Origin of the sequence: Phytomonospora endophytica (genome assembly GCF_014202425.1) — a bacterium.
Classification (GTDB): Bacteria; Actinomycetota; Actinomycetes; order Mycobacteriales; family Micromonosporaceae; genus Phytomonospora; species Phytomonospora endophytica.
In genome coordinates, this window is the sequence record NZ_JACHGT010000002.1 from 202911 (window position 1) to 221904 (window position 18994).

Annotated in this window: 15 protein-coding genes; 8 read left to right on the top strand and 7 right to left on the bottom strand. The window is 71.1% G+C overall.

The window, feature by feature from the left end; genetic code table 11:
• Positions 1-30: 30 nt before the first annotated feature.
• Genes HNR73_RS04100 through HNR73_RS04110 form a run of 3 tightly spaced genes read right to left on the bottom strand, consistent with a single transcriptional unit; the run spans position 31 to position 3562 of the window.
• Positions 31-1662, bottom strand: coding sequence for an extracellular solute-binding protein (locus HNR73_RS04100; protein WP_184785916.1), 1632 nt, complete (start codon positions 1660-1662; stop codon positions 31-33).
• A gap of 36 nt (positions 1663-1698) precedes the next feature.
• On the bottom strand, positions 1699-2595 hold the full coding sequence (locus HNR73_RS04105) for a carbohydrate ABC transporter permease (protein ID WP_239122014.1): 897 nt from the start codon (positions 2593-2595) through the stop codon (positions 1699-1701).
• Complete coding sequence (locus tag HNR73_RS04110; protein WP_203685926.1) at positions 2579-3562, bottom strand: ABC transporter permease; 984 nt, start codon at positions 3560-3562, stop codon at positions 2579-2581. The genes HNR73_RS04105 and HNR73_RS04110 overlap by 17 nt, the downstream gene beginning before the upstream one ends.
• Positions 3563-4087: 525 nt before the next feature.
• Between HNR73_RS04110 and HNR73_RS04115 the strand changes: the two genes are divergently transcribed.
• The 4 genes from HNR73_RS04115 to HNR73_RS04130 all read left to right on the top strand — a co-directional run bounded on the left by HNR73_RS04115 (position 4088) and on the right by HNR73_RS04130 (position 9115).
• Positions 4088-5086 (top strand): hydroxyacid dehydrogenase, encoded by a 999-nt coding sequence (locus HNR73_RS04115; protein ID WP_184785917.1) that lies wholly within the window; start codon positions 4088-4090, stop codon positions 5084-5086.
• 26 nt (positions 5087-5112) lie between these two features.
• Complete coding sequence (locus HNR73_RS04120; protein ID WP_184785918.1) at positions 5113-6177, top strand: LacI family DNA-binding transcriptional regulator; 1065 nt, start codon at positions 5113-5115, stop codon at positions 6175-6177.
• Positions 6178-6302: 125 nt separating this feature from the next.
• On the top strand, positions 6303-7688 hold the full coding sequence (locus HNR73_RS04125; protein WP_184785919.1) for a M60 family metallopeptidase: 1386 nt from the start codon (positions 6303-6305) through the stop codon (positions 7686-7688).
• Positions 7685-9115 (top strand): M60 family metallopeptidase, encoded by a 1431-nt coding sequence (locus HNR73_RS04130; protein WP_184785920.1) that lies wholly within the window; start codon positions 7685-7687, stop codon positions 9113-9115. The genes HNR73_RS04125 and HNR73_RS04130 overlap by 4 nt, the downstream gene beginning before the upstream one ends.
• A gap of 114 nt (positions 9116-9229) precedes the next feature.
• On the opposite strand, the gene HNR73_RS04135 is transcribed toward HNR73_RS04130, so the two are convergent.
• A complete protein-coding gene (locus tag HNR73_RS04135) occupies positions 9230-9832 on the bottom strand; it encodes a GNAT family N-acetyltransferase (RefSeq protein WP_184785921.1) in 603 nt (200 codons plus the stop codon).
• Between the two features lie 101 nt (positions 9833-9933).
• Between HNR73_RS04135 and HNR73_RS04140 the strand changes: the two genes are divergently transcribed.
• The 4 genes from HNR73_RS04140 to HNR73_RS04155 all read left to right on the top strand — a co-directional run bounded on the left by HNR73_RS04140 (position 9934) and on the right by HNR73_RS04155 (position 14473).
• Positions 9934-12492 carry an FtsK/SpoIIIE domain-containing protein gene (locus HNR73_RS04140; RefSeq protein ID WP_184785922.1) on the top strand — a complete coding sequence of 853 codons (2559 nt, stop codon included), beginning with the start codon at positions 9934-9936 and terminating at the stop codon, positions 12490-12492.
• A complete protein-coding gene (locus HNR73_RS04145) occupies positions 12489-13124 on the top strand; it encodes a hypothetical protein (protein ID WP_184785923.1) in 636 nt (211 codons plus the stop codon). Before HNR73_RS04140 ends, HNR73_RS04145 begins: the two co-directional genes overlap by 4 nt.
• Before the next feature lie 75 nt (positions 13125-13199).
• Positions 13200-13802: a hypothetical protein gene (locus tag HNR73_RS04150; protein WP_184785924.1), complete on the top strand. Its 603-nt coding sequence runs from the start codon at positions 13200-13202 to the stop codon at positions 13800-13802.
• Between the two features lie 80 nt (positions 13803-13882).
• Positions 13883-14473 carry a hypothetical protein gene (locus HNR73_RS04155; protein WP_184785925.1) on the top strand — a complete coding sequence of 197 codons (591 nt, stop codon included), beginning with the start codon at positions 13883-13885 and terminating at the stop codon, positions 14471-14473.
• Between the two features lie 355 nt (positions 14474-14828).
• On the opposite strand, the gene HNR73_RS04160 is transcribed toward HNR73_RS04155, so the two are convergent.
• The 3 genes from HNR73_RS04160 to HNR73_RS04170 all read right to left on the bottom strand — a co-directional run bounded on the left by HNR73_RS04160 (position 14829) and on the right by HNR73_RS04170 (position 18797).
• Positions 14829-16301, bottom strand: a complete 1473-nt coding sequence (locus HNR73_RS04160; RefSeq protein WP_184785926.1) for a serine/threonine protein kinase — start codon at positions 16299-16301, stop codon at positions 14829-14831.
• Between the two features lie 579 nt (positions 16302-16880).
• The gene (locus HNR73_RS04165; protein ID WP_184785927.1) at positions 16881-17495 is read right to left on the bottom strand and encodes a hypothetical protein; all 615 of its coding nucleotides are present in this window, start codon (positions 17493-17495) and stop codon (positions 16881-16883) included.
• A 117-nt stretch (positions 17496-17612) separates the two neighbouring features.
• Positions 17613-18797 carry a Gfo/Idh/MocA family protein gene (locus HNR73_RS04170; RefSeq protein WP_184785928.1) on the bottom strand — a complete coding sequence of 395 codons (1185 nt, stop codon included), beginning with the start codon at positions 18795-18797 and terminating at the stop codon, positions 17613-17615.
• Positions 18798-18994 lie beyond the last annotated feature (197 nt).

Genomic DNA, 18994 nt, shown 5'->3' on the forward strand with positions numbered 1-18994 from the left:
CCCGGGAATCCGCGCGGGGCCGCCGTGGTCCTACTTCCCGGCGATGGCGTTCTCGTACTCGCCGCGGATCTTGTCGCCGCCTGCGGCGCGCCACTCGTCGAGGGCGGCGTCGATCGCCGAGACCTCGGCGCGGCCGTTGACGATGTCCTTGACCAGGTCGTTGAAGGGCTGCGCGATCTTCGTGCCGTCCCTGTCCTGGGTCTCGGAACGGAAACCGACCGTCGGGTCGGGCAGCGCGATCGGCAGCAGGCTCGACAGCGCCTGGTGGGCGTAGTCGGTGTACTGCTTGCCGCCGGTGGCGTTGTAGACCACGGGCGGGTTGGCCGCGAGCTTGTCCCACGGCACGGTGAGCTCGCGCGTGCCGAGGTCGCTGGGGACGGGGTTGCCGTCGGCGTCCTTGGTGAAGTGCGTGCCCTCGACGCCGTACTTCAGCAGCTCGTACTCCTCCGAACCGAAGGGCGCGGCGAGGAAGTCGGCGACGCGCAGGACCTCCTTCACCTTCTCCTTGTCGGCCTTCTTCACGAAGGTGTAGGCGAGCATGATGTTGTCCTGCCAGCACACTCCCTCGCCGCCGTCGTGACCGAAGGGGATGAACGGGCGCGGGTCGTTGTCGGCGTGCTGCGCGCGCAGGTTCGTCCAGTGCCCGGCGTAGGCCGGCAGCCCGTCGTAGATCATCGCGACCTGCCCGGCGGTGAACGCGTTGCCGCGCTGCACGCCGGTGAAGCCCTCCGAGCCGGGGTAGAAAACACCGGCGTCGTGGAGCTTGCGGATGAAGGCGACGGCCTCCTTGTACTCCGGGGTCTCGCGGGCCGCGACGAGCTTGCCGCCGTCGAGCCGCCAGTTGTTCGGCACGCGGAACATGTGCGCGAACAGGGTCGTGCTGGCGAACTTGATCAGGGCGTAGCGGTCCTTGCCCGGGTCGGTGAGTTTCTTGGCGACCTCGAAGAACTCGTCGGCGTTCGCCGCGAGCCTCGTGTGGTCCTCGATACCCAGTTCCTTGAAGAAGCGCATGTTCACGAAGCCGCTGCCGCCGGTGATGTTCCGGCAGATCGGCAGCGCGTAGAGCTTGCCGCCGATGACGCAGTTCTGCCACGCCACCGTCGGGATCGCCGCGAGGTTCTTGAACTCGGCGACCTTGTCCCCGGCGAGGTACTCCCCGAGGTCGACGCAGGTCGCCTCGGCGAACTGCGGGACGTTGTTGAGCCCGGCGGAGTACAGGACCATGTCGGGCAGGTCGCCGCCGGCGACGGTGGTGTTGAACTTCGCGTCGTAGTCGCTGGCCGGGACGATCGTCAGGTCGAGCGTGCCGCCGAGGCGCTTCTCGACCTCCGTCCAGGCACCGTTCTCGCCGCGCGGGGGCGGGATTGGCAGGAAGGTCATCGTCGTCGCCTTGACCGTCCCGCCCGCCAGGGGCGTGCCGGAAACGCTGCGCACCAGGCTCTTCGGGTAGGTGTAGTAGCCCGGCGGGACCTCGCCCGAGGCGGGCAGGTCCGGCGTCGGGCCGGCGAAGGGGATGTAGTTCGGCAGCGTGACGCCGGCGTTGGACGAGCCGCCACCGGCGTCGTCGCCGCCACCGCAGGCGGCGAGCAGGGGCGTGCCGAGCGCGCCGACGGCGGCGACGCCCAGTCCGGTGCGGAGCAGGTCGCGTCTACTTGCGGGCATGTCGGGTGTCTCCTTAGGACGGTGCGGGGCGGGGTGTCAGCCTTTGATGGCGCCGGAGAGGACGCCCTTGGTGAAGAAGCGCTGGAGGAAGGGGTAGACCAGCAGGATCGGGACGAGGGCGACGACCACGACGGCCATCTGGATCGCCAGCTGCGGCGGGGGGACGTCGCCGGCGAAGGCCTCGCCCTGGGCCATGGGCTGGCCCTGGAGGACGTAGAGGCGCAGGATGAGCGGGAGCGTCCACTTCTCGGTGTCGTCGAGGTAGAGGAGGGCGTTGAAGAACGCGTTCCAGTAGCCGACGGCGTAGAAGAGGGACACCACCGCGATCGGCGCCTTCGACAGGGGCAGGACGATGCGCAGCAGGATGCGCAGGTCCCCGGCACCGTCCACTTTGGCCGAGTCGAGCAGTTCGCTCGGCAGGCCCATGAAGAAGGACCGCAGGACGATGAAGTTGAAGGCGCTGATCAGGCCGGGCAGGATCAGCGCGGCGAAGGTGTTGTAGAGCCCGAGTTCCTTGACCAGCAGGAAGTTCGGGATGATGCCGGCGCCGAAGAGCATGCTGAACAGCGCGATCATCAGGATGAAGCGGCCGCCGGTCACGCCCCGCCGGGACAGCCCGTAGGCCATCATCACGGTCGCGCAGACGCTGGCGACGGTGCCGATCGAGGCGACGAACAGGCTGTTGACGAGGGCGCGGGTGACGTCGCCGCCGGCGAAGATGACGCGGTAGGCGTCGAGGGTCGGGTCGGTCGGCCAGATGACGAGGCCGCCGTTGGCGACGATCTCGCGGTCGGTGGACAGGCTCGTAGCCACCACCGACACGAAGGGGTAGAGCACGGCCAGCACGATGAAGCCGAGCGCGAGTCCTTTGAGGGACAGGCCGTACCAGGTCGGCCGCTCCATCCAGGCGGGTCGCTTACTTGTCAGCGCCACGGTAGATCCCTTCATGGCCGAAGAAGTGCGCCAGCTTGTTGGCGCCGAGGATCAGGGCGGTGCCGAAGATCGCCTTGACGATCCCGATGGCGGCCGACGGTCCCCACTCGCCGTTCTGGATGCCGTTGAAGTAGACGTAGGTGTCGAGTACCTCTCCGGCGGCGGCGCCGACGTTGTCGCGCTGGAGGATGAGCTGCTCGAAGCCGACCGACAGGATGTTGCCGAGGTTGAGGATGAGCAGCAGGATGATGATCGGCGTGATGCCGGGCAGGGTGACGTGCCACAGGCGGCGCCAGCGTGAGGCTCCGTCGACGGCCGCGGCCTCGTAGAGCTGTGGGTCGATCGACAGCAGCGCGGCGAGGAAGATGATCGTGCCCCAGCCCATGTCCTTCCAGACGAGCTGGAGTGTCACCAGCCAGGGGAAGGCGTCGGGGTCGGTCATCATGTCGTAGCGCGGGAGGCCGATGGCGTCGAGGACGTTCGGCAGGAGCCCGGCGGCGCCGAGGAGCTGCTGGAAGATCGAGACGATGATGACCCAGCCGATGAAGTGCGGCAGGTAGACCACGCTCTGCACGAAGCGCCGGATCTTGCTGCTCAGCACGCTGTTCAGCAGTAGTGCGAGCGCGATCGGCGCGGGGAAGAAGAAGACGAGCTGGACGAGCGCGATGACCAGGGTGTTGGTGACCGCGCTCCAGAAGCGGGGGTCGGCGAAGGCGTCGGTGAAGTTCTCCAGGCCGATCCAGTCGCTGTCGAGGAAGCCGAGGTAGGGCTGGTAGTCCTGGAAGGCGACGATGTTGCCGAGCATCGGCAGGTAGTGGAAGACCAGGAAGTAGAGCAGACCGGGCGCGGCGAGCAGGATCATGACCTTGTCGCGCTTGAGGCGCTGGACGAGGGTGAGCTTGCGCCGGGGCCGGGGCTTGGGTTTCTCCTTGGCCGTCACGGCGGGGGTTTCGGTCTCGACGCTCATGCGCACACCCCCGAACGACATCCGGCCACCGAGGGTGAACTCTGCCGCGTACGGTGCGGTGGCCGCTGAAGCCGCCCCTCAAGACGCACGGCGTCGAACCTCGTCATCGCATCTCCAGGTGAATCAAGGCGGCGGAAGCGGACGCCGTACGCGGCGGCAGGCGGGCCGAAGGCCCGGAGGCGAAACCGCCCGGCGGCGCCGGCCGCATCGCGAGCGAAGCGAGCCGAACAAGCACAGGCTCTGGCCCCCATCTCGTCTCCTCCTCTGCCTCTCGTCTGCGCGGTCCCGGACCACACACGACCCCGAACCGTCCCTGACCACCACTGGTCTCGGCCCCGCGCGCCGTCCCAGACCACGCGCGGATGACCAGCAGTCTGGTAAGCGCTTACCCTTCTCGTCAAGACCCAGACCGATATTTTTTCCTGTTGAGACACCGAGCCCAGCCGTTGACCATGACGGATTGAGCGCTTACGGTGGTCTCGCATAGCAAGCGCTTACATGATTTCGCGAAACTCTGGGGAGCCGATGCCACGTCCACGTGCCCTGCTGGCGATGAGTCCGTCGCTGCCCGCGCAGTTGTTCGACGAGCGGCGGCGGGCGCGCCTTGAGCACCTGGTCGACCTCGTCCGGCCGGACGCGGTGGCCGCGCTCGACGCCTCCGCGGGCGACATCGCCGACGTGGAGGTCCTGATCACGGGCTGGAACGCGCCCCGGCTCACCGCCGAGGTTCTCGACCGGATGCCGAAACTGCGCGTCGTCGTCCACGCCGCCGGAACGGTCAAGACCTTCGTCACCGACGAGGTCTTCGCCCGCGACGTCCGCGTCACCTCGGTCGCCGACGCCAACGCCGTACCCGTCGCCGAGTACACCTTCGCGGCGATCCTGTTCGGCGCCAAACGCGCCAGGCCGCTCGCCGAGTGGTACCGGGCGCACCGCACGACCCGCGACGTCACCGGCGTCCACTGGCTGGGCACCTACGGCATCACCATCGGCGTCATCGGCGCCTCCCGCACCGGCCGCCGCGTCATCGCGCTCCTCCAGAGCCTCGACGTGGCCGTCCAGGTCCACGACCCGTACTGCACGCCCGCCGAGGCCGCCGAACTCGGCGTGACCCTCGTCGAACTCGACGACCTGCTGGCCACGAGCCACGTCGTCTCCGTCAACGCCCCCGCGACCCCCGAGACCCGGCACATGCTCGACGCCCGCCGCATCGCCCTCATGCGCGACGGCACGGTCCTGGTCAACACCGCCCGGGGATCCCTCATCGACCACGAGGCGCTGCTCCCGCACCTGGTGTCCGGCCGCCTCGACGCGGTCCTCGACGTCGCGACGCCCGAACCGCCGCCGTCCGACTCACCCCTCTACGACCTGCCGAACGTCCTGTTCACCCCGCACATCGCCGGCGCGCTCGGCAACGAGGTCGGCCGGCTCGGCCACGCCGCCGTCGACGAGCTGGCCGCCTACCTCGACGGCCGTCCCATGCCCGGCGAAGTGCTCGCCGAGCGCCTTCGCCACCTAGCATGAGACGTCCCCACCCATAGGAGTGTCCGATGGCCCGTCGCGCCACCATCGCCGACGTCGCCGCGCTGGCCAACGTGTCCAGCGCGACGGTGTCGCGCGCCCTGTCGGGGAACTACCCCGTCGCCGAGTCCACCCGGGCGCGCATCGAGGCGGCGGTGAGCGAGCTGGGCTACGTCGCCAACGCGCAGGCCCGCGCACTTGCGGGGATCCCGACACGCACGGTCGGGATCATCATCCAGGAGATAGTCGACTCCTTCTACGCCTTCGTGGCGCGCGGCGTGGAGCAGGAGGCGGCGGCCTCCGGGCGGCTGTGCCTGGTGTGCTGCACCCACGGCGACCCGCGGCAGGAGCTGGCCTTCCTCGACCTGCTGCACGAGCAGCGCGCCGACGCGGTCATCCTGGTCGGCGGCTCGATCAGCGACAAGCGGCACGCGGGTGAGGTGATGGCGCGCGGGAAGTCCCTGCGCGACACCGGAAGCCTGCTCATCCACTGTGGACGGGCGACGCCGAGCGAGGACATCGCGGCCGTCGAGTACGACAACGGCGGCGGCGCCTTCGCGGCCACCGACCACCTGCTCACCAACGGCCACCGCCGGATCCTCTACCTCGGCGGCCCGAAGCGCTTCTCCACCAGCGTCGACCGCCTCGAAGGCTACAAACGGGCCCTGGCCAGCCGCGGCATCGAGGTCGACCCGGAGCTGATCCAGCTCGGCGCCCTCGGCCAGCGCTTCGGCTACGAGCGGCTCAAAGCGGTCCTCGCCGAAGGCAGGCTCGACTTCACCGCGATCTTCGCCGCCAACGACAACACCGCCGTCGGCGCCTACCAGGCCCTCGACGAGGCCGGGCTGCGCATTCCCGAGGACGTCTCGGTCGTCGGCTACGACGACATCCCCGTCGCCGCGCTGCTGCGGCCGGCCCTGACGACCGTCAACATCCCGCTCGAAGAGATGGGCCGCCGCGCGGTCCGCCTCGCCGTCGCGCACGGCAACGAGTACGCCGACGCCTACTCGGTCTCCTCCCACAACGTGCGCCTCGGAACGCATCTGGTGCTGCGCGATTCGGTCGCACCGGCCCGCAAGAAGCGACGCCAGTAAGCCCGCAATTCCGGCATCGCCGTGACAAACGGTCATGGAAACACGTAGTAAACCGCCGATCATCTTGTGTTCGCGTAGCAAGCGCTTACATACTTCCGGGCAACCGACGACCCTGGGAGCCCGAGATGACCCTCGACCGCCGCCGCTTACTGCGCACCGGCCTCACCCTCACCACCGCCGGCGCCGCCGCGCTCGCCCTCGGCGCGACCGCCTCGGCAGCGCCGACCGGGCGCGTCCCCACCGACCCGCGGGTGACGCACCGCCTGCGCCTGCCCAACGCCACCCGCACGGCCACCGCCGTCGCCCGCCCGGCCGCCGAACCCGAGCGCCTGCGCCTCCAGAAGGCCCTCGGCTCAACGGATCTGCAGCCCACCGGCCTGTACCTGCCGCCCGGCACCGCCGTCGACGTGCGGGTCGCCAGCGGCCCGGCACCGACGCTGGTCGTCGGCGCTCCGGCGACACACCCCGACGCGGCCTACTCCACACCCCGGACCTACACCCTGGCCGCCGGGACCACCACCGTCACCGACCCCGGCGGCGGCATGCTCTATCTGAAACTCACCGGTGACGGCGAACTCGCCGTCGTCCACTTCGGACCGTCCACGGTGCTCGCTCCGTACTTCCTGCTCGGGCAGACCTCGGAGACGACGTTCCAGCAGCAGCTCGACGAACGCGTCACGGCGCCGCTGGCCGAACTCGTGTCGCCGTACGCGATCGTCACGGTGACGCGGGAATCCCTGCTGCGCTTCAGGTCCGAAGACCACGGCACCCTCATGGACACCTTCGAGGCGATCATCCGCTCGCACGCCGACGCCAGCGGCATGGACGCCACGGGACCGGTCCACGGTCGCGGCCCGGTGCCCTTCCACCTCGTCGAGTCGCCGCGGATGCCGCCCGGTGCGGGCGCCTACGCCACGCACGGCTTCACCGCCTACCCGGCGGGCTACATGGACCGGCTGATCTCCGTCGAAGGCCTGCACGACCGCGGCTGGGGCGTCTGGCACGAGCTGGGCCACCAGCACCAGCAGTTCCCCTACAAGCCCGGTGCCACCACGGAAGTCACCTGCAACATCTACGCCCTGGCGATCCAGCGCCGCTTCGGGCTCCCGTCGAACCTGACGGTGCCGGACGCGACGGGCGCCGACGTCTACGACCAGGCCTTCGCCAAACTCGGTACCCCCGGGCTGGACTTCCTGTCGGCCTTCAACCTGATGCAGAAACTCGCGCAGTACCAGCAGCTCACGCTCGCCTACGGTGAGGACTTCTGGCCGCGCGTGCACCGCCTCGTCCGCGCCGAGAAGCCCGACGGCGGCTCCTACGACGACAACGCGCTGCGCTTCCACCACCTCATGACCCTCACCAGCCGCGTCAGCGGCCACGACCTGCGCGGCTTCTACCGGACCTGGGGCATGACCGTCGATCCGCGCACCGACGCCGCCCTCGACCCGCTCGCCCTGCCCGCACCGCCCGTCGACCCCGCCACCCTGCGCGAACCACGGAGGACCTCGTGAAGCGCCGTACCGTTCTCGCCTCCGCCGTGGCGGCGGGCGCCGCCGTCGCCGTCCCTCTTTCGGCGAGCGCGGCGGCCGCCGTTCCCCTCGCCTCCAACGATCCCCGCCTCGTTCACCGCATGCGGCCGCCGAACGCCTCACGGGTCGCGATCGCCGTGGCCCGCCCGACCGCGCAGGACGAGCGGCTGCGGCTGCACAGGTTCCTCAGCTCGACCGACCTGCAGCCCACGGGCCAGTACCTGCCGGCGAACACGCCGGTGACCGCGACGCTCGTCGGCGCCGAAGGCGTCGTCCTCGTCGTCGGTGCCCCCGCGACGCACCCGGACGCCGCCTACGCGACCCCGCGCGAGTATCCGCTGGTCAAGGGCGCCAACACGGTCACCGATCCCGGCGGCGGGATGCTCTACCTTGCTTTTTCGGGCGGCGCGAACGAAACCGCCCGCCAGGCATGGGACCGGGTCGGGCCCGCCGCCGGGGCCGATGGCTCCCAACCGGCCGGCGATCGGGAGAAGGCGGTCGTCCACTTCGGACGGTCGACGGTGCTCGCGCCCTGGTTCCAGCTGGGCCGCACCACCGAGGAGGAGTTCCAGGCCCAGCTCGACGAACGCGACGGTTCACCGCAGGTCGAGCTGCTCTCGCCGTACGCGTTCGTCACGGTGACGCGGGAGTCCCTGCTGCGCTTCCGGAGCGAGGACCACGGCACCCTCCTCGACCTGCTCGAAGCGATCATCACCTCGCACGCCGACATCTCCGGCCTCGACGGTTCCGGGCCGCTCCACGAGCGCGGCCCGGTGCCGTTCCACCTCGTCGAGTCGCCGCGGATGCCGACCGGGGCGGGCGCCTACGCCTCTCACGGCTTCACCGCCTATCCGGCCGGGTACATGGACCGGCTGCTCGCCGTCGGAGGGCTGCACGACCGAGGCTGGGGCGTCTGGCATGAGCTGGGGCATCAGCACCAGCAGTTGTGCTACCGGCCCGTGGACTTCAACGAGGTCACCGTCAACATCTACTCGCTGGCCGCGCAGCGCCGCTTCGGGCTCACCTCGAACCTCGTCAAATCCGACGCGGCCGGCAAGACCCTGTACGACACGGCCTTCGCGAAGATGGCCGACCCCGCGACGGTGTTCCCGGCCGCCTACTCGGTCATGGAGCGCCTGGTCATGATGCGCCAGTTCGAACTCGCCTTCGGTGCGGACTTCTGGCCGCGGCTGCACCGCCTCGCCCGCGTGGAGAACCCGCAGACGAACTGGGACGACGCCGTCACGAGGCTGCGCTACCTGATGGTCTACGCCAGCCGTGTCGGCGGCCGCGACCTGCGCGGTTTCTTCACGACCTGGCGTCTGCCCATCGACGCCGAGACGCACGCGATCCTGGACGACCTGGCGCTGCCGGTGCCGGACACGGATCTGGCGGCGTTGCGGGAGTAGGCATCCAGGGGCCCGTCCGGCGAGCGCCGGGCGGGCCTCGTCGGGAACCCCGTGGCCGCGCCGCATCGAACCCACGCTCTCCATGGGCGTCCCGCTGTACGGCCTGATCCCGCCCTACCCGCCCGCCGGAGCCTGAGGTCCCTCAACGGTGCACCCCGCGCACACCGACCCCCGCCCGTCGAAGCGCTTGTGCCCGATCATCCCGCCGCCCTCGCCTTCGAACATCACGCCCGGGAACGAGAAATGGCGCGTCGCCTCGTGGAAACCGAGCCGCTCGTGCAGTCGCAGTGAAGCGTCGTTGCCCACGTTGACCAGGTACCACGCCTCCCCGGCTCGCCGCTGGATGAAGCGCAGCCGCGCCAGCGTCAGCCGCTGCCCGATCCCCATGCGGCGGTGGGAGTCGGCGACGATGAGCCCGCCCAGGTAATAGCCCTCCGGCGCGGCGTCGGGCGCCGGGTAGCGCGCTCGCGGCACCCACGTCACCCGCCCGTACGCGACGATCCCGTCGCGTTCGCTCTCGGCGACGAGCAGCGCGTTGCGCGGCCCCTGCGCGTGTTTTCGGGTGCGTTCGACCCACGTGCCCAGTCCACCGTTCTCGCGTGCCGCGATCAGCCGGGCGCACGCGAGGTAGTCGGCCGCGCTGATCGCCTCGCGCAGTGCGACGTGCCGCCGGGGTGGGCGGCGGACCGGTTCGGGGTCGAAATCGGCGTAGCGCATCAGTCCACTGGAGTAGTAGGGGCGCCCGCTGCCGGGGCGACAAGTGCCGTCGGTCCGTTAGGGTATTTCGGAGTACGAATCCGGTCCACGGGAGGGGGAGCATGAGCTGGCGCGCCGAGCTCGACCGCGCGGCACGGTCCTTCCGTGCCGCCGCCGCCCATCTCGACCGCGCCGAGGCGCTCGCCGCCGAGGCCGCGAAAGCCTTGCCCACGGCCGATTCGAGCGCCGCCCGCCAACGCGAACTGGCACTCGAACTGACCCGCGCCGCCGAGTACACCGCGCCGGGCTGGTTAACGCAAGACCTCGACGCCCTCGATGTGACGACGCCACCGCGTTCCGAACCGCGGCACGGCGTCCAGTACGTCCGGATCGGCACCGCCCGGCCGCTTCCCGACGCGTCCTTTCCCGCGATCGTTCCGCTGCTCGGGCACGGGCATCTCGTCCTCGACGGCGACGCCACCGACCCGCGCGTGGCCGCGCTCCTGCAGAGCCTGCTGCTGCGCGTCCTCGCCGCCACCCCCCGCACGCAGGTATCCCTTGTGGACGGCGTGACGCTCGGCCAGGCCTTCACCGCCTGTGCTCCCCTGGTGCAGGGCGGCATCGCGGGCCGCACCGCCACCGACCACATCGGACTCGACCTCCTCCTCGACGAGGCCGAGGGTCACGTCCGCGAGGCGCAGCAGAACCTCCACGACCAGGCCGGGCTCGACGAGCTCCCGCACCGCCTCATCGTCATCGCCGGCCTCCCCCCGCAGATCGGCGGCGGCATGCGGACCCGGATCGCGGCACTCGCCCACGCCGGTCCCCGCTACCGCCTCCATTTGATCCTCGCCGGGTGGCGCGATCCCTCGGAGCAGAACCGCGCGCCCGCCATCGACCACGCGACCTACATCCGCGTCGGGGAACGCCATCCCGTCGCCGACATCGCCGCGCCGGTGTCCTTCGACCCGGCACCGCCCCCCGCGCTGGCCCGGGCGGTCTACACCGGCCTCGCCGAGACGATGCGCCGTGAGACCACCCTGGACGTCGCCGCGCTGATCCCCCGGCAGCGCTGGTGGGCGTCCAGCGTCGACGGACTGTCCACCGTCGTCGGACGCGACCAGCGCGGCGAGGTGTCGCTGTCCTTCGACGACGCCACCCCGCACTGGCTCGTCGGCGGCCGCACCGGCGGCGGCAAGACCGTCTTCCTGCTCGACGTCCTCTATGGGCTCGCGGCCCGCTACGGGCCGCGCGAGCTGGCCCTGTACCTGCTCGACTTCAAGGAAGGCGTGTCCTTCACCGAGTTCACGCCCTCCGAGCACGACCCGACCTGGATCCCGCAGGTCCGCGCGGTCGGCGTCGAATCCGACCGGGAGTACGGCGTCGCCGTCCTCGCCGAACTGCGGCGGGAGATGTCGCGGCGGGCCACGGCGATGAAACGGGCCGGGGTCACCCGCCTCTCGGAGCTGCGCCGGCGCCTGCCCGACCAGGACACCCCCCGCATCCTCGCCGTCATCGACGAGTTCCACGTCCTGTTCACCGGCAACGACCGCCTCGCCCGCCGGGCCGTGGCGCACCTGGAGGAACTCGCCCGCAAGGGCCGCTCCTACGGCGTGCACCTGATCCTGGCCAGCCAGACCATCTCCGGTGTCGAGGCCCTCTACGACAAGACCGACTCGATCTTCGGCCAGTTCCCGTTGCGCGTCGCGCTTCCCGGCGCCAAGGGCATCCTCGACGTGCTCAACAACGCCGCCGAGACGATCACCCTCGGCAGCGCCGTCGTCAACCACTCCGGCGGCGTCAACGGCGCCGACCGCCTCATCCGCTTCCCCGACGCCACCGCGGGCGCCGAGGTCTTCACCGAACTGCGCCAGAACCTCTGGGAGCAACGCGAACCCGCCTCGAAGGCCCCCCGCGTCTTCGCCGGCTACGCCGAACAGCACCTCGACGACGACCCCGTCTTCGCCACGCTGAACACCGACGGCCGCCGCCCCGCGACACTCATCGGACGGGCCGTCGACGTGGACCAGAGCACCGTCTCCTTCGGACTCGACGCGATCCCGGGCCGCCACCTGGCCGTCCTGGGCACCAGCGCGGTCGGCGCCGACGTCCTCCAGTCGGCCGTGCGAAGCCTTGTCCGCCAGCACAAACCGGGCCACGCCGCGTTCGTCATCGCGCCCCTCGTCGGCGCCGCCGACGCCCAGGTGGACGAGACGGTCGCCGAGCTCGCCGCCGCCGGACACGACCACACCGTCCTGCGGCCCGCCGACCTCGCCGCCGCCCTGCCCGCGCTGCTGGCCGACGCCGATCCCGAGCACCCTCGCTACCTGGTGCTCTTCGGCGCCGACTCCGCCGCGCCCCTCCTCGGCCCCACCGGCCTCTCCGACCTGCGGATCCTGTTCAAACAGGGCCCGGTCAGAGGCGTGCACGTGCTCGGCTGGTGGCGCGGCCTGCGCCGCTTCACCGACGACCTCGGCGGCACCCACAACCGCGAGGACGTCGCCTGCCTCGTCGTGCTCAACGTCCCCGGCAGCGAGATCGGCGGCTTCCTCGGCGACCACACCATCGAATGGCACGCGCGCACCAACCGCGCGCTGGCCGTCGACCGGCACGAAGGCACCGTGCGACTGTGCGTCCCCTTCGTCGCACCGGGCCGGCTGGACGAAGAGGGTCCACTGTGAACGACTACGCCCAGCTGCTGCACAAGCTCTCCCGCGTCCGCTCCGTCGACGCCGAAGAGGTCGCCGACGCGACCGAACGCCTCCGCCGCGACCGGGCGAAGGTCGCCGCCCTGCGCGCGGCCCTGGAGACCGAGGCCGACGAACTCGCCGGTGCCGCCGGACTCCTGTCGGCGCCCGTCCTCGACCTGCGCGCGCCCGTCGACCCGCTCGCCGGACAGTCCACTCTGGACACCGAACTGCGCGCCGGGCACGCCGCCCTCGCCACCGCCGAGTCGGCCCGCAAGGCCGCCGTGCAGGCCGGGAAGCTACCGACGCTGCTCCCCAAGGCACACCACCTCGTCCGCAACACCCTCGTCTACGGCGGCATCCTCGCCGTGGTGTTCGTGCTCCAGTTCGCCGTGAGCCTCGGCCTCGACGGCGACGACCTGTCGCTGTGGCTGGCGTTCCTGCCGCCGGTCGCCGGGGTCCTCGCCGGATACGTCACCATCGGCGCCGTCGCCCGCCCGCGAGTGCCCACAGTGGACAAGCACGCCAAGGTCATCGAGTTTCGCGTGTACAAGAGCCCGCGCCTCGGCGTGGCCCTGGCCGTCGTCGACATCGCCGCCTTCGTCCTGCTCACCCTGCGCGGCTGACCGATCCGGCGGATCCCGCCGGGCCCGGCGGCGCGGCCTGCGAAGATGAGGGCTCACACGCCGAGGAGGAGCACGATGGGGAAGATCATCATTCCGGTGGGACGGTCGCTGGGGCCGTTCTTCGACGACGAGGGTGAGCTGGAGAGCTACGAGCTGCACCTCGGCCACCGGATGGACGCCCTCGACTCCGCCGAGATGTACGTGTGGGCCTGCGCCCACGACAACCCCGAGGCGCACGGCGAGCTGAGTTTCGGCCGCGCCGAGCTGACCGCCGCCTGCCGCGAGGCGGAGGTGCCCCTCGACGACGACGCCGTCGGCAAGACCGCCGACCTGCTCATCGAGCGCGGCGCCATGCTCGAAGTCGACCTCGACGGCCCCGAGCTGGAGAGCGTCCTTAGCGCCCACCGCTTCATTCCGAACGGGCACGCCTTCGGCAACCGGCCCGACGCGCCCGACGAGTGCGGTGTCGGCACCGGCGACGAGCCCGACATCACCATGGGCGGCTGGGTGTACACGCTGTGGGCGCGGTCGTACCTGGACGGCTCCGTCCTCAACGCCTGCGAGGCCTTCGCCGCCGACCTGCCCGAGGTCGAGACGGCCGACGTGGCGCGCGAGTTCGCCGAGGCACTGCCGGTCATCATCGCCGCCGACTGCGGCTACCTGGAGCCCGTGGAGTAGCGCCGAGCGGCCGACGGGGACAATGAGCCGCACGCGTGCGCGTCCGCGCCGCTACCGGTCCGCGCGAAGGAGCAGGCACGTTGGGCAGCATCATCCTCCCCGTCGGAAAGTCGCTCGGCCCCACTTACAACGACGAAGGGGCGCTCGAATACACCGAGCTGCACCTCGGGGGCACCACCGAGGAGATCGGCGCCGACGAGATCGCCGTGTGGGAGCTCGCGCACTCGGACGCCGACGCGCACAATGAGCACCGATTCACCCTCGACCACCTGCGCGAACTCGCCGAGGCCGCCCCCGGCGTGTCCGACGTGGACGCCGCCGTGGAGAAGCTGTTCAAGATCGGCGCGCTCGTCCGCGTCGACCTGGAGCTCGACGAACTCGCGCCGCTGCTGGGCCGCCACCGGCTCATCCCGACCGGGCACGCCTTCGGCAACACCGCCGAGACGCCCGACTGGTTCGGCATCGGCCGCAACGACGAGGTCGACATCAACCTGGGCGCCACGGCGTACTTCCTGTGGGCGACGAGCCACCGCGACGCCTCGATGTGGGCGAGCTGCGCGGAGTTCACCCGCGACCTGCCGGAGGTGGACGTCGACGACATCGCGGGGGAGTTCGCCAACGCGCTGCCGATCATCATCGCGGCGGATTGCGGGTATTTGGAGACGGCGTAGGGCGGGGTGGGCGGGGGCTGGGCAGCGCCGCGCGGCCTCCAGCGCGAGGGCGGCACGAAGCGGTGGGAGTGGAAACGAAAGACGCGCTCCCCCGCACACCCCAAAGGGGCCCCAAAAATCACGATACGGGCGAGGTACGACATTTCGGCCGGACGTGTTTCGCGGCACGGTTCGGTGGCGGGGGCGCAGCACGAGATCGCGCGCCGCTGCATGGCGGCGCGGCCGGCCGCCGAGCGCGCGGCGAAGGCCGCGCGGGTCTCGCGGCATCGCGCCCCAGACCTCTCAGGTCCCCCCGCATCCCGCGCCTGCGCGGCAACGGCAACCAGCACAGCCCAGCCGCCCCCTCACGCAGCGTTCAAGAAACGCAGGCCTCGGCCGTCCGCTGAACCGTGATCCGCACGGTCGTCCCCGGCGGCATCGGGTCCTGCGAGCCCGGGTCCTGCTCGGACACCGTGCAGGGCGTCCCCTCCCCCGTATACGCGACCTCGGGCACGAAGCCCTCGTCCCCGAGCGTGCGCCGGGCCTGATCCTCGGTCATCCCCACGACCGACGGGACCGGTTTCGACGGGTCGCTCGAACTCGGTGACGGACTCGGCGTCGACGAGGACGGCACCGAACTCGCGGAGGGCACCTCGCTGGCGGGCGCGCTCGGGTCGGCCGAGGCGCTGGACTCCGGGCCGGGGCCGGTGTCGCCGCCGGGCGGGACGTGGGCGTCGATGGGCTGCTGCTCGTCGAGGTGACGGCCGATGCCTCCGCCGGTGTCGGTGGGCGTGTCCTGCCCCCACAGCTCCCCGGCGACGGCGGTCGCCGCGGCGGCGAGCAGCACCATCACGCCGACGACGATTCCGGCGATCCACTGGCGGCGCCGGCGGTCGCGGCGGTGCGCGCCCGGCCTCGGCTCCCGCTCGGGGGCCGCCGGGCGCACCGGTCTGGACGCCTGGGGCCGGCGGTCACCTCCCGTCGCGATGACGGCGGTGGGCATCGGGACGGTCTGGTTCGGGCGGTCGGCGAGGCGGCGCGCGGCCCGCGACATCTGCCCGGCGTTCGGCCAGCGATGCGAGGGCTCCTTGGCCAGGCAGGTCGCGACGAACTCGCGCACCGGCTCGGGAATGTCGGCGGGCAGCGGCGGGGGCGGCTGCCGGACGTGCATCGACGCGACGACGAAAGGCGTGTCGGCGGTGAAGGGCGGTTCGCCGGACAGGGCCTGGTGGGCGACGACGCCGAGCGAGTAGATGTCGGACGCGGCCGTCGCGCGCAGCCCCGAGGCCTGCTCGGGCGACATGTACGTGGCGGTGCCGAGGACCGCGCCGGTGGCGGTGAGCGTCGCCGCCGACGGGTCGCGCGCGATGCCGAAGTCGACGAGGACGAGACGCCCGTCGGGGCGGACGAGCATGTTGCCGGGCTTGATGTCGCGATGGATGATGCCGGCCTCGTGGGCGACGTGCAGCGCCTCGGCGGCCTGGGCGACCAGACGCATGGCGTCGGCGACGTGCAGACGGCCCCAGCTGCCGAGGCGGCGGGAGAGCGGATCGCCCTCGATGAACTGCATGATGAGGTACGAGACGGCGTCGCCGCCGGGCAACCGGCACTCGTCGTAGTCGTAGACGTCGACGATGCCGGGTGATTCGAGGGAGGCGATCGCGCGGGCCTCGCGACGGAAGCGCTCGCGGAAGTCGGCCTCGTCGGCGTAGCGGGCGAGGAGGACCTTGACGGCGACCTTGCGGCCGAGCGTGAGGTCGACGGCGGCCCATACGTCGCCCATGCCGCCCCCGCCGACGCGCCCGGTGAGGCGGTACCGCTCGCCGAGGACGTCACCTGGCCGCAGCATCGCGCCTCCCGTCGCGGGTGTTCGGGACGGGGCGGGTGTGCGGGGGGTTCTGGTCGTGGGGGGTGCGCGGGACGCGTGCCTCGCGCAGATCACGCACGGGCGAGCGGAGCGCATGGTCGACTCTGCGTGAGCTCACGGTTATTCAACGAAGCTGCGGCGGGAAGGTGGCGGGTGGTGAGCGACGAAGGTGGCCGCCGGAATCGGGCGTGACGAAATGTCACACCCCGCCCGTATCGTGAATTTTGGGGCCCCTTTGGGGCGGTGGGGGGAGCGCGCGATTCGTGTGGACGCGTGCCGCTGAGGGCTGCGCGCGAACCGGCGCGGCGGCCGGATCCCGGCCGCCGGGCCACCCGCACCCCCAACCCGCACCTGCACCCCCGCACGCCCACCCCCGCAGCACGACGGGTGGTTCGTTTTGCGATAGCGGGCCAAGTTGGCCCGCACGCCCACCCGCACAGCACGACGCCCGCCACGGTGGCTGGCACAGCGTGGCGGGCGCGGCGTTCAGGTGCGAGGCGCGGCCTCACAACGTCGCGGTCGTCCGGGGCACGGCCGGGGCCGCGCCCCGGGTCACAACCCCTAGCTCACAACCGGGGCGGCCGGGTCCACCGGCGGCACCGTCGTCGTCGCCGGGTCGGTCACCGAGGCGTCCCCGTAGGTCACGGTGTCGATCGACCCGTCGAGGTTGGTGTCGGTCAGGGTCGCGTCGGCGATCCCGTCCTCGTCCTCATCGAGCACGATCTCGTCGACCAGGCCATCGCCGTTGGAGTCCACCGCGAAGGTGTCCATCGCGCCGTCGGCGTCGGCGTCGGTCGCGACAGCGTCGACGTACCCGTCACCATCGGTGTCGGCGGCGACCTGGTCGACCACGCCGTCACCGTTGAAGTCGGAGACCACGGTGTCGATGTAGCCGTCACCGTTGGTGTCGAGGGCCTCGGAGTCGATCGTCCCGTTGCCGTCGGCGTCGACGTACAGGTTGTCGTAGTCACCGTCGTTGTCGGCGTCCACGGCCACACCCTCGGCGTCCCCATCGCCGTCGGTGTCGATGAGCGTCTCGGTGTGGTCGGCGTACTCGACGGTGATGGTGTCGTCGGCGACTCCGTTGCCGTCGAGGTCGATCGCCTCGTTGAACGTGGCGTCGTATTCGGTGCCCTCGGTGGCGTCGGTGTCGGTCGTCGAGTCGAAGTCGCTCACGGTAGTCCCTCTCTCGGTGTGGTCCGCCCCCTTGGCGTCCTCCCTGCTGAACACAAAGGTAGGGGATCGCGGCGCCGCCGCGATCCCCTCTTCGTGCCAGTAGCGGGACAGTCCCGCTCAGCTACCCGGCTGCCCCTTCGCGAAGTACTCGCCCAGCTCGGCGTCGACGGCCGGCACCGTCCGCGGCCGCGACCCGTCGCGCAGCGACTCCGTCGCGCACACTCCCGCCGCGACCGAGTCGCGAGCGGCGACCGGCGACGTGTCCGTCGCGCCCCCGTCGCGCACGAAGCGCAGGAACTCGTCGACGAGCTTGCTGTCCGCACCGCCGTGCCCGCCGGTCGCCTTCGGGATCTCGACGGCCTTGTCACCGGCCGCGTCGTAGTTGCGGCGGCCCTTGTTCCACACGCGCACGACCGCGTCGCCGCCGGTGTCGCCGAAGTTCTCCAGCCGCCCCTCGGTCCCGATGACGGTGTAGTTCCGCCAGTAGTCGGGTGTGAAGTGACACTGCTGGTAGCTGGCCTGCACACCGTTGTCGAGACGCATCAGCATCATCGAGATGTCCTCGACGTCGACGGTCGGGTGCAGGCCCTTCTGCGACAGCGGCGGCCAGTTCGTCGCCGGCCGGTACCAGTCCTCGCGCTTGGTGCCCTCGACCTCCTGACGGTCGGTGACCTGCCCGTACACCTTCAGGTCGCCCATTGCGGTGACCTGACGCGTCGAGGCGCCCGCCAGCCAGTGGATGACGTCGATGTCGTGGGCGCCCTTCTGCAGCAGCAGGCCCGTGGTGCGACGGCGGTCGGCGTGCCAGTCCTTGTAGTAGAAGTCCCCGCCGTGCCCGACGAAGTGACGGCACCAGACGGCCTGAACCTCGCCGATCTCGCCGTTGAGGATGATCTCGCGCATCGCGCGGATCACCGGCATGTGCCGCATGTTGTGCCCGACGTACAGGCGCGTGCCGTGCTTGTGCGCCAGCGCGAGAAGCGCGTCGGTGTCCTCGACCGTGATCGCCAGAGGCTTCTCCATGAACGTCGCGACACCCGCCGCCAGCGCCCGCTCCCCCAGAGCGCGGTGAGTGTCATCGGGCGTCAAGATCAGCACCGCGTCGATGCCGGAAGCCAGCAGCTCCCCGAAATCAGCGGTCACCGAGACATCCGCACCGAACTTCTCCCGCGCCCACTCATGCCTCGCCGGATCCGTGTCACAAATGGCGGTGACGCGCGCGCCCCCGCCGGGACGGTGGGCCTCAAGGGCCACAGAAGCGCGCAGGCCGAGCCCCGCAACGCCAAGTCGCAGATCATCCATGCCACCGGACTGTACCGGCGGATGATCACCGGAAGGCAACGATGGAAAGCGCTTTCTGAGTTTGTTCGAGCGACGCGAACGAAACCGCCTGAAAGGTAGGGGATCGGGCTCGGCCCGCCGCCGGTGCGGGGTGCCCGCGCGGGCGGGCGAGGCGCGGGCGGGCGGGGCTCACGCGGGCGGAGCCGGCGCGGCCAAGT

Bases quoted from the DNA above. Each gene is read 5' to 3' on its own strand.
- HNR73_RS04100 (WP_184785916.1), bottom strand. From the start codon at position 1,662: ATGCCCGCAAGTAGACGCGACCTGCTCCGCACCGGACTGGGCGTCGCC.
- HNR73_RS04110 (WP_203685926.1), bottom strand. From the start codon at position 3,562: ATGAGCGTCGAGACCGAAACCCCCGCCGTGACGGCCAAGGAGAAACCC.
- HNR73_RS04115 (WP_184785917.1), top strand. From the start codon at position 4,088: ATGCCACGTCCACGTGCCCTGCTGGCGATGAGTCCGTCGCTGCCCGCG.
- HNR73_RS04120 (WP_184785918.1), top strand. From the start codon at position 5,113: ATGGCCCGTCGCGCCACCATCGCCGACGTCGCCGCGCTGGCCAACGTG.
- HNR73_RS04125 (WP_184785919.1), top strand. From the start codon at position 6,303: ATGACCCTCGACCGCCGCCGCTTACTGCGCACCGGCCTCACCCTCACC.
- HNR73_RS04135 (WP_184785921.1), bottom strand. From the start codon at position 9,832: ATGCGCTACGCCGATTTCGACCCCGAACCGGTCCGCCGCCCACCCCGG.
- HNR73_RS04140 (WP_184785922.1), top strand. From the start codon at position 9,934: ATGAGCTGGCGCGCCGAGCTCGACCGCGCGGCACGGTCCTTCCGTGCC.
- HNR73_RS04150 (WP_184785924.1), top strand. From the start codon at position 13,200: ATGGGGAAGATCATCATTCCGGTGGGACGGTCGCTGGGGCCGTTCTTC.
- HNR73_RS04160 (WP_184785926.1), bottom strand. From the start codon at position 16,301: ATGCTGCGGCCAGGTGACGTCCTCGGCGAGCGGTACCGCCTCACCGGG.
- HNR73_RS04170 (WP_184785928.1), bottom strand. From the start codon at position 18,797: ATGGATGATCTGCGACTTGGCGTTGCGGGGCTCGGCCTGCGCGCTTCT.